A 9706-nucleotide genomic window follows, 5' to 3' on the forward strand; every position below is an offset into this window, starting at 1 on the left:
CCTCGTCGTCTGGCGCGCGGGCCGCTTCGTCCTCCCGCTGGACGGGCCGCGCCCCCACGCTGGAGGCCACGCGCTTCCTGGACCGGGTGGACGCGCTGCTCCAGCGCGCCCACGTGCCGCGCTTCGAACACGAGACGCTGGAGGACCTGACCACGCGCCTGGCGCGCGAAGGCCACCCGCTGGCGCTGGCCCTCACGCCTCTCACCCGCCGCTACCTGGAGGCCCGCTTCGGCGGCCGGGCCTTGCGCGAGGGGGAGGCCGAGCACCTGCTCACCACCTTGCGCCGCGCGCTGGACGCGGAAGCCGCCCGCCGCGCCGCGAAGCCGGCCGGACAGGCGGGCCCTACCGCCCGCGCCTCCTGAGCGGAAGAGAAGTGCTCTCCGGGAGGAAGCTGGCTTCCGTCGCCGGTCGCCCGCCCTCCCCAGGAACGCCCGGCCGAGGTGGAGAAATGTCTCCACCCCCGTCCCGCGTCGCCATTAAGCGTTTCACCGAACCCCATTCGCGAGCGTCATGGCGACGTGAGCCCCGAGGTCCGTGAGACGTGCATTTTCTCCCCTCCCAGACCCCCGGATTTCCTCTCGGCCACGGGTAACGGTTACAGACCGTTCTCGGAAGGCGCGGGTCTGCGTCTTCCAACCCCCTGGAGACACACGCGAATACATCCAACCCTGGTTGGCATCCCGGTTGCTCAGGGCAGACACGTCAAGTTGTAGGACTTGAACCTAGAGCACCTTTCAAGCGCCTCCGCCGCGGCAGGAGGCCCGATTTGGAGAACCCATCCATGCAGGCTTCGACCGAGCAGTCGTCCAACTCCGGCTCCCTCGCGATGTACCTCTCGGAGATCAACCAGTACTCGCTCCTGAAGGTGGAGGAGGAGCAGGAGCTGGCGCGCCGGTTCATCAAGGGAGACCTGGCCGCGGGTCACCGGCTGGTGACCAGCAACCTGCGCTTCGTGGTGAAGGTCTCCTACGAGTACCGCTCCTACGGCATCAAGATGTCGGACCTCATCCAGGAGGGGAATATCGGCCTGATGAAGGCGGTGCAGAAGTTCGATCCGGACAAGGGCATCCGCCTCATCTCGTACGCGGTGTGGTGGATCCGCGCGTACATCCAGAACTACATCCTGAAGAGCTGGTCCCTGGTGAAGCTTGGGACCACGCAGGCGCAGCGCAAGCTGTTCTTCAGTCTGGCGCGCACGCGCCGGGAGCTGGAGAAGCTGGGCAGCGGCGAGGCCGTGGTGAACGTGGATGAGATTGCCCGCAAGCTCCATGTGAAGCCCGGCGAAGTGCGGGAGATGGAGCAGCGCATGGGCGGCCGGGATTTGTCCCTGGACGCGCCCATGGGCGAGGACGGCGGCAACAGCCACGTGGACTTCGTGGTGAGCGCCGCGGCGCCCCAGGACGACGAGTTCGCGGACAAGGAGGAGGCGGGCCTCATCAACAACCGCGTCCGCACCGCCCTCATGCGCCTGGATCCGCGCGAGCGCTTCATCATCGAGCAGCGCGTGATGAACGAGCGCCCCATGACGCTCAAGGAGCTGGGCGAGCACTTCGGCTTCTCCCGCGAGCGCGCGCGCCAGCTGGAGATCCGCGCCAAGGACAAGCTCAAGTCGGAGCTGGCCGCCCTCATGGCGGAGGTGGATCCGGAGACGCTGGCCGCCCAGGGCTGAGGGCTGTTTTCGCGCCCCGGCGGAGACCCTGCTACAACGGGCCCCCTGATTTCCTGTCAGGAGTGCCTGCTTGTCCCACGGTTCCCCGCCGGTCGTCGATGATCGCGTTCCTCTCGCGGAGGCGCATGGCGCCCCGCATAAGCCCTATGTCTCTCCGGAGCAGTCGCCCGTCGAGCTGACGATCCGCGGCCTGGTGCTCGGGTCGGTGCTGGGCATCGTGTTCGCGGCGTCGTCCGTGTACCTGGCCATCAAGGTCGGCCTCACGGTGTCCGCGTCCATCCCGGTGGCGGTGCTCTCCATCGCCATCTTCCGGGCCCTGGGGCGCTCCAGCATCCTGGAGAACACCATCGTCCAGACGACGGGCTCCGCGGGCGAGTCGCTCGCGTTCGGCGTGGCGGCGGCGCTGCCCGCGCTGCTCATCCTGGGCTACGACATCAGCCTCACGCACGCGTTCCTCACCGCCGCGCTGGGCGGCGTGCTGGGCGTGCTGATGATGATTCCGCTGCGCCAGGGCCTCATCGTCCAGGAGCACGGCAAGCTCACCTACCCGGAGGGCACCGCCAGCGCGGACGTGCTCATCGTCGGCGAGCAGGGCGGCACCAACGCGCGCACGGTCATCCTGGGGTTCATCATCGGCGGCGTCTACAAGTTCGCCTACTCCGGGATGAAGCTCTTCAAGGAGGCCATCGGCACGCCCATCAAGGGGCTCAAGGCCGCGACGCTCTCCACGGAGGTGTCCCCGGAGCTGCTCGGCGTGGGCTACATCATCGGGCCGCGCGTCGCGTCCATCACCTTCGCGGGCGGCGTGCTCAGCTACCTCATCCTCATCCCGATGGTGTCCTTCTTCGGCAGCGGCATGGACACGCCGCTGCTCGTGCACAACGGGATGCTCATCCGGGACATGTCGCCGGATCAGATCCGCAACGCGTACGTGCTCTACATCGGCGCGGGCGCGGTGGCGACGGGCGGCCTCATCAGCCTCATCCGCTCCCTGCCCACCATCGTGGGCGCCTTCAAGCGCAGCGTGGAGACGCTGCGCCAGTCGCGCACGCAGGGCGCCCTGCCCACGGTGCTGCGCACGGACCAGGACCTGCCCATCACCGTGGTGCTGGTGGGCAGCGCGCTGCTCATCCTGGCCATCTGGCTGGCGCCGCCGCTGCACGTGAACTTCATCTCCGCCATCCTCATCGTCGTCTTCGGCTTCTTCTTCGTGACGGTGAGCGCGCGCATCACGGGCGAGATCGGCTCCTCGTCCAACCCCATCTCCGGCATGGTGGTGGCCACGCTGCTCGTCACCTGCCTCGTGTACCTGCTGTTCGGCTGGACGTCGTCGCCGGACCGCTTCATGGCGCTCACCACGGCGGCCATCGTGGGCATCGCCGCGTCCAACGGCGGCACCACCGCGCAGGACCTGAAGACGGCGTTCCTCGTGGGCGGCACGCCCAGGAAGCAGCAGATCGCCCTCTTCGTCGGAGTGCTCACCAGCGCCATGTTCATCGGCCTGGTGCTGGTGCTGCTCAACCAGGGCGCCACCGCGGTCATCCCGGAAGCACACCCGGGCGTGCAGGTGACGGAGATGTCCACCGACACGCGCACCCAGCACACGTACCGCTGGGCGGTGTCCCAGGACGCGCTCACCCAGCGCGGCATGACGCCCGCGCAGCTCAAGCGCTCGCTGTGGGCGGAGCGCCTGGACATGGTCCCCGCGGACGGCGCGCTGGAGCTGCGCAGCTGGCGCCCCATCCCCGCCGAGGAGCTGTCCAACCTCACGCTGTCGCCGGCCAACGGCCCGTCGCTGAAGCTGTCGGACGCGGGGCTCGTCACCGCCGGCCCGGACCGCGTCTACAAGGAAGGCTTCGTGCGCGGCGCGGACACGCCCGTGCCCGCCGGCCGCTACCTCGTGGATGATCAGGGCAGCATCCAGTACGTGGTGGACCCGGGCATCGGCGGCCGCATCAGCGAGTACGAGGGCCAGACGCTCACCCGCTACTCCGCCCCCAAGGCGCAGCTGTTCGCGCTCATCATCGACGGCATCCTCACGCAGCGGCTGCCGTGGGACCTGGTGCTGCTGGGCGTCTTCATCGCGCTGATGCTGGAGCTGTGCGGCGTGTCCTCGCTGCCCTTCGCGGTGGGCGTGTACCTGCCCATCAGCAGCAGCGCCCCCATCTTCGTGGGCGGCATGGTGCGCCACTTCGTGGACAAGCTGCGCGGCGGCAGCGCGGCGGAGTCCGAGTTCTCCCCCGGCACGCTGATGTCCTCCGGCTACATCGCGGGCGGCTCCATCGCGGGCGTGCTCATCGCGTTCCTCGAAATCGCCAGCGACGGCGCCTGGACGCGCGCCATCAACCTGCCCGCCCTCTTCGGACACGAGAACGCGGTGGGCGCGTTCCTCAACGCCGTGGGCGAGAGCGAGCTGGCGCACCCGACGTGGTCCAACGTCTGGGGCCTGGCCTTCTTCACCGTCCTCACCGCGGTCCTCTTCCGCTCCGCCCTCAAGGGCAAGAGCGGCGCGGAGGCCCCGCCGCCGTCGCACTGACGGCCTCGAGGCCCCCCTCCCCGCTTCGTTCCCGGGCGGGGAGGCCTGCTTCACAGCCCGGGCACCGACGGCGGCACCTCCGGGTCGCCGCCGCCGGAGTCCGCCGCCCCCTTCGCGCAGACGTACTCCGCGCGCAGCGGCGTCACGACGCCGAAGGTGAAGGCGTAGACGAACGGGCTCCACCACGGCCAGTACACGTCCACCCGCGACAGGCCATGCCGGCACTCCGCCGCGGCCACGTTGGACGTCGTCAGCCCCCCCACGAAGCTCGCCCCCGTCTGCGTCTCCGGTGCGCCGTCGCGCGGCGCCGGACTGCGCACGCTCATGCGGAAGCACCCCGTGAGGGACGCCAGGACCAGGGCGGACGCGGCCAGTCGCTTCATGGACGGGGACTCCGGCAAGCAAAAGGGGCCCCCTGCCTAACACACCCGGGATTCACCGCCAGTCCGCCCGGTGTTGCCCAGTTGTCACTCCAACCCTCTGGATTCTGGGCGTTTCTCGGATTGGGAGCGGGCGGGAGACAGGAGTACACTGCGGGTTCCCCCAGCGGGGCCTTCCGCCCCATCCGGATTCTTCCAGGTTTCATGGCACAGCCCCAGAAAGTCACGGACGCGAACGCGGAGCCGGAGCAGTCGCCGGAGGTTCGCGAGAAGGTGGAGCTGGCGAAGACGTTCGCGTTCCACCTGCTCAAGGGCATCAAGCAGATTGGCATGTACCGCCACAACGAGGCGCGCTTCCCGGAGTTCCTCTCCAAGGCGCAGGAGGCCATCTCCTCGTACACGGAGAAGTACGGGCCGCTCTCGCTGAAGGTGGAGCAGCAGAACTTCATGCTGCACGGCGAGGCGCTCTTCTCCGAGGAGTCGCCGCTCCCCTACAAGTTCTTCCGCGACGGCATCCGCCAGCTCATCTTCCGGCCGGGGCTGCCGCTGGAGGAGCTCGTCACGCTCACGCTCATCGCGCTGTCGGAGCCGGAGCGCGGCGCGGACGACGTGCTCGCGCAGTTGTGGCGCGCGGGCATGCAGCAGGTGGAGTACGTGGTGGTGGAAGGCTTCTCCATGGAGGGAGCCAACGAGGACGAGGTCCAGGTGGAGGTGGACAAGGTGGTGGGCTACCTCTACTCCCGCCTCCAGACGAACTCGGATGACTTCCTGCGCTTCGCGCGCGTGTCCGCGGAGGACCTGGACGCGAAGCTGGACGGCGTGGAGCAGATCCGCGGCCTCGTCGTGGGTGGCCGCCACGCCTCGGATGACCTGAAGGCCCGCATCCAGCGCGAAATCACCGAGGAGGAGAACGCGCGGCTGTTCCCGAAGCTGGTGGGCGCGGTGTTCCAGGTGGTGGAAGGCGGCGTGGATGACGCGGTGCTGCTGGAGGAGATCTTCCTGCAGCTGCTGGACATGCTGCTGCTGCAGGACGACTTCGCCACGGTGAACCAGATCGTCCTCAAGCTGCGCGCGCTCTCCCAGCGCGAGGGCGGCGAGGACCTGGGGCGCCTGCTCAACAACTTCCTCCACAAGATGGGCGAGGAGCAGCGCCTCACGCGGCTGGGCGAGTCGCTGAAGACGACGCGCACGCGGCAGCCGCAGGACGTGACGCGCTACCTGCAGGCGCTGGGCGTGGACTCGGTGCTGCCGCTGCTCAGCGTGCTGGAGACCATCGAGCTGCCGGAGAACCGCCTCCTCCTGGGCGACGTGCTGGCCACCTTCGCGCGCGACCTGCCGGAGCCGTTCGTGGCGCGCCTGCTGTCGGACCGGCCGCAGACGGTGCGCGACATGGTCTACATCCTGGAGAAGAGCAACCACCCGGAGCGGGTGAAGATGTTCGGCCAGGTGATGAAGAGCCCCAACCTGGTGGTGAAGCTGGAGGTCATGCAGATCATCGGGCGGGGCCGCACGGCGGAGGCCCGGCGCATCATCCACGACGCGCTCACCGACGGCGTCGCCCAGGTGCGCATGCTGGCCGCGAAGCTCTTGCCGGAGTTCGACCGCGAGCGGGCCTTCACGGACCTGGTGCGGCTGGTGCGCGACCCCGCCTGGGACAAGAAGACGTCCGACGAGAAGGCCGCCGTCTACGCGGCCATCGGGGCCACCAACCTGCCCGCCGCGCTGTCCATGATGCAGCAGCTGCTCACGGTGAAGCCGTCGCTGCTCAACAAGCGGCGGGTGATGGAGGACAAGCTGCTGGCCATCACCGGCCTGGGCGGCGCGGGCTCCATCCAGTCCTACAAGATGTTGCAGGCCGTGGTGGAGGACAAGACGCAGCCCCTGGACGTCCTCACCGCGGCACGCAAGGCGATGTACCAGACGCGCAAGGCCCTGTTCGGGGACTCGGCGCTTCCGGAAGAGGCGAGCTGACACCATGGCCGACAACCTGAAGATCAATCAGACCCAGGAAGAGAACCTGGGGGAGTACGGGCGCGAGCACAACGAGAAGCTCCAGAGCCTGTCGCGCTCCATGCTCGCGGGCCTCTACATGCTCGTGCGCTCCGTGAAGATGTACGACCCGGAGAACGCCGTCTTCGAGAAGCCCCTGCACCAGCTCCAGGACATCATCAACCAGATCATCGGCAAGGAAGGCCGGCTGGAGCTGACGGGCGTCAAGGACTCCTACTACCTCAACGGCATGCTGGTGAAGGTGGACCTCAACTCCATCGAGAACCAGCGCTACCTGCTGGCGGAGATGCGCGCCAAGGACGTGGGCGGCATCACGCTGACCAAGCCCGTCACCACGCAGGAGCTGAAGAACTTCGTCTGGATCTTCAGCAAGGAGCAGTCCTCCACCGCGGAGGAGGACGGCCTGCAGGGGCGCAAGCTCCTCAACATGCGCGTGGCGAAGTTCTCCAAGCTCAAGGAGAAGATGAACAAGGACATGGACACGCCGGGCGACCAGAAGGTCGACCGCAAGAAGTACGCGATGACCGTGTACGCGCGTGCCGTGTTCTTCCTCCAGAAGTACCTGGAGTCCGTGCGCGCGGGGAAGCCCATCGGCTCCTCGCGGGCGCTGCGCCTGGTGCAGGACTTCGTGGACATCTCCTACGATCAGCGCACCCACTTCCTGGGCATGACGACGCAGAAGCGCGAGGAGGACTACCTCGTCTACCACCAGGTGAACGTGGCGCTGATGTGCATCGTGTTCGGCGCGGAGCTGGGCCTCACCAAGCCGCAGCTGCGCGACCTGGGCTACATCGCCCTCTTCCACGACGCGGGCATGACGACGCTGCCGGAGGAGCTGTCCACCAAGCGCGGGGCGCTCACCGCGGACGAGAAGACGGCGGTGGCGCGCGCGCCGCTCATCAGCGTGCGCAACATCCTGATGGAGAAGGGCTTCAGCCGCTCCACGCTGCTGCGCGTGGTGACGACGTTCGAGCACAAGACGGACTACGGCACCGCGGTGCGCGACGCGCGCGGCAACATCCAGATGATCATCCCCAAGACGAACCTGGGGGTGTACGCGAAGATCATCGCCATCTGCGACGCGTACGACGCGCTCACCTCCCGCAGGCCCTACCGGGACGCGTACGGCCCGGAGGTGGCGCTGATGCTGATGTGGACGGAGATGCGCCAGAAATTCGACCCGGAGCTGCTGGCCGTCTTCATGCGGGTGATGGCCATCCAGCCCATCAAGGTCCTCTCCCGCCGTCAGCAGCAGCTCAGCGTTTCCGGCCTGTAGCCTTCGCCGCCGGCTTCTTCGACGCGGGCTTCGCCTTCGTGGGCGGGCCCGCGGGAACGCTCGCCGCGCGCAGCAGGTCGAGCGCCTTCGAGAAGTCCTCCGGGAGGGGGGCCTCCAGGTCCAGCGCCTTGTGGGTGCGCGGGTGTTCGAAGGACAGGCGCCACGCGTGCAGCGCCTGGCGGCCCAGCGCCTCCTGCGCTTGCGCCACCGCGCCCTTCGCCTTGCGTCCGGCGCCGTAGAGCGCGTCGCAGAGCAGCGGGTGCCCGGCCTCCGCCAGGTGGACGCGGATCTGATGCGTGCGGCCGGTGAGCAGGTCCACCTCCACCAGCGCGGCGCCGTCGAAGGACTCGCGCACGCGGAACAGGGTGATGGCGGGCTTGCCCTCCTTCACCTTGCCGGTGAACTTCTGGCGGTGGATGGGGTGGCGGCCGTAGAGCGTCTCGATCCGCCCTTCCGCGGGCGGCACGCCGTGCACCAGCGCCAGGTACGTCTTCTGGACCTCGCGCGTCTTGAAGGCCTTCTGGAGGGCCACCAGGGCCTGCTCGTGCTTGGCGACGACGAGGCAGCCCGTGGTGTCCTTGTCCAGCCGGTGGACGATGCCGGGGCGCAGCTCGCCGCCCACGCCGGCCAGGTCCTTCACGCGGTGCAGCAGCGCGTTGACCAGCGTGCCGGAGGCGTGCCCCGCGCCCGGGTGCACCACCATGCCGGCGGCCTTGTCCACGACGACGAGGTCCCGGTCCTCGTGCAGCACGGACACGGGCAGCGCTTCGGCCTGGGGAATCGCGGCGACGGGTGCGGGGACGTGGAGCGCCAGCAGCTCCCCCCGCGCAGGCGCTGCGCGGCCTTGGCGGGCTTGCCGTCGGACAGCACGTGGCCGTCGGCGATGAGTCCCTGGAGGCGGGAGCGGGTGAGGTCCGGGAACGCGCGGGCGAGGTACGCATCCAGCCGCTCGCCCCGGGCTTCCGGGAGGGCGCGGTGCTCGCGCGTGTCGGGTGAGGCCACGGCGGAGGGCGCTACCAGATCTTCGACTTCACGTGCGCCTTGGAGCGCAGGACGATGTCGTTGATGGCGCGCTCGAAGAAGTTCGCCTGGGTGCTGATCTCCGCGCTGACGCGGCTCTTGTAGAGCGCGCGCCCCTCTTCCAGTTCCTCCTTGAGGACCTCGAAAAGGTTGTCCTGCTCGATGCCCTTGATGATCTTCTGCTCGTTGTAGAGCGAGATATCGGAGGCGATCGCGCGAGCGAGTCGCATCGCCTTGACCTTTTCCTCTTCCGTCATCGTGCCACTACTTAGGCACCCACCCCGTGCGAGTCAACTTTTCCCGTTGCACGGGAGGGTGCCGGGCCGCCGCCGGGTCAACGGCCCGACCTGGCGGGTTTCTCGGAGAACAGCGCCAGGTAGCTCTTGGACACGCGCAGGGGGTCCAGGCCCAGCTCGCGGGCGAGGTTCATGAGGATGCCGCGCAGGTACACGGTGGTGGGGAGCGCGGTGTAGCGGTCCGCCTCCACGTTCTCCAGGTGACGCACGGAGATGCGGGTGCGGTCGGCGAGCTGCTGGATGGACAGGCCGCGGGCCTCGCGGACGCGGCGCAGCAGTTCGCCGTTGAACTCGGCGTCGGCGGGGATGTCCACGCCCCGGGGGCGGGCCTCGCGGACCTTGGCGGCCACCTGGGCCAGCGCGGACTCGGCGGTCGCGATGGCGGAGTCCTGCGCCAGCACCTGGGCCTCCCCGAGCTTGCGGACCGTGGGGGCCTTCACGGAGCCCGGCCCCGTGGGGCTGGCGGGACGCGAGTCGATGGGGCGCGACGTCAGGGGCCGCACGGCGCCGCGGGAGGCG

The 9706-nt window shown here is 68.8% G+C and carries 8 protein-coding genes and 1 pseudogene; 5 read left to right on the forward strand and 4 right to left on the reverse strand.

Annotation, left to right across the window (positions count from 1 at the left end; all coding sequences use genetic code 11):
* The 3 genes from ACLEQD_RS29405 to ACLEQD_RS29415 form a co-directional block, all read left to right on the forward strand.
* On the forward strand, window positions 1–362 hold a 362-nt coding region (locus ACLEQD_RS29405), incomplete at its 5' end, for a DUF4129 domain-containing protein (protein ID WP_410388570.1).
* 419 nt (window positions 363–781) lie between these two features.
* Window positions 782–1669, forward strand: a complete 888-nt coding sequence (locus ACLEQD_RS29410; RefSeq protein WP_014396039.1) for an RNA polymerase factor sigma-32 — start codon at window positions 782–784, stop codon at window positions 1667–1669.
* A 70-nt stretch (window positions 1670–1739) separates the two neighbouring features.
* The gene (locus ACLEQD_RS29415) at window positions 1740–4205 is read left to right on the forward strand and encodes an OPT family oligopeptide transporter (RefSeq protein ID WP_410388572.1); all 2466 of its coding nucleotides are present in this window, start codon (window positions 1740–1742) and stop codon (window positions 4203–4205) included.
* Window positions 4206–4255: 50 nt separating this feature from the next.
* Here ACLEQD_RS29415 and ACLEQD_RS29420 read toward each other — a convergent pair whose 3' ends face one another.
* Entirely contained in the window at window positions 4256–4588 is a 333-nt protein-coding gene (locus tag ACLEQD_RS29420; protein ID WP_410388574.1) for a hypothetical protein, read from the reverse strand.
* Window positions 4589–4789: 201 nt separating this feature from the next.
* Between ACLEQD_RS29420 and ACLEQD_RS29425 the strand changes: the two genes are divergently transcribed.
* Together ACLEQD_RS29425 and ACLEQD_RS29430 are read left to right on the forward strand one after the other, a co-directional pair.
* Window positions 4790–6556, forward strand: coding sequence for a HEAT repeat domain-containing protein (locus ACLEQD_RS29425; protein WP_410388576.1), 1767 nt, complete (start codon window positions 4790–4792; stop codon window positions 6554–6556).
* A gap of 4 nt (window positions 6557–6560) precedes the next feature.
* A complete protein-coding gene (locus ACLEQD_RS29430) occupies window positions 6561–7871 on the forward strand; it encodes an HD-GYP domain-containing protein (RefSeq protein ID WP_410388578.1) in 1311 nt (436 codons plus the stop codon).
* Here ACLEQD_RS29430 and ACLEQD_RS29435 read toward each other — a convergent pair.
* The 3 genes and pseudogenes from ACLEQD_RS29435 to ACLEQD_RS29445 all read right to left on the reverse strand — a co-directional run.
* Window positions 7852–8873: pseudogene (locus tag ACLEQD_RS29435) on the reverse strand (RluA family pseudouridine synthase). The gene ACLEQD_RS29430 and the pseudogene ACLEQD_RS29435 overlap by 20 nt on opposite strands.
* A gap of 11 nt (window positions 8874–8884) precedes the next feature.
* The gene (locus ACLEQD_RS29440; protein WP_120526362.1) at window positions 8885–9148 is read right to left on the reverse strand and encodes a hypothetical protein; all 264 of its coding nucleotides are present in this window, start codon (window positions 9146–9148) and stop codon (window positions 8885–8887) included.
* A gap of 77 nt (window positions 9149–9225) precedes the next feature.
* The coding region (locus ACLEQD_RS29445) for a helix-turn-helix domain-containing protein (protein ID WP_410388580.1) at window positions 9226–9706 on the reverse strand (481 nt) is incomplete at its 5' end.

The sequence above is a fragment of the Corallococcus sp. 4LFB genome (assembly GCF_046520365.1).
GTDB classification, from domain to species: domain Bacteria; phylum Myxococcota; class Myxococcia; order Myxococcales; family Myxococcaceae; genus Corallococcus; species Corallococcus caeni.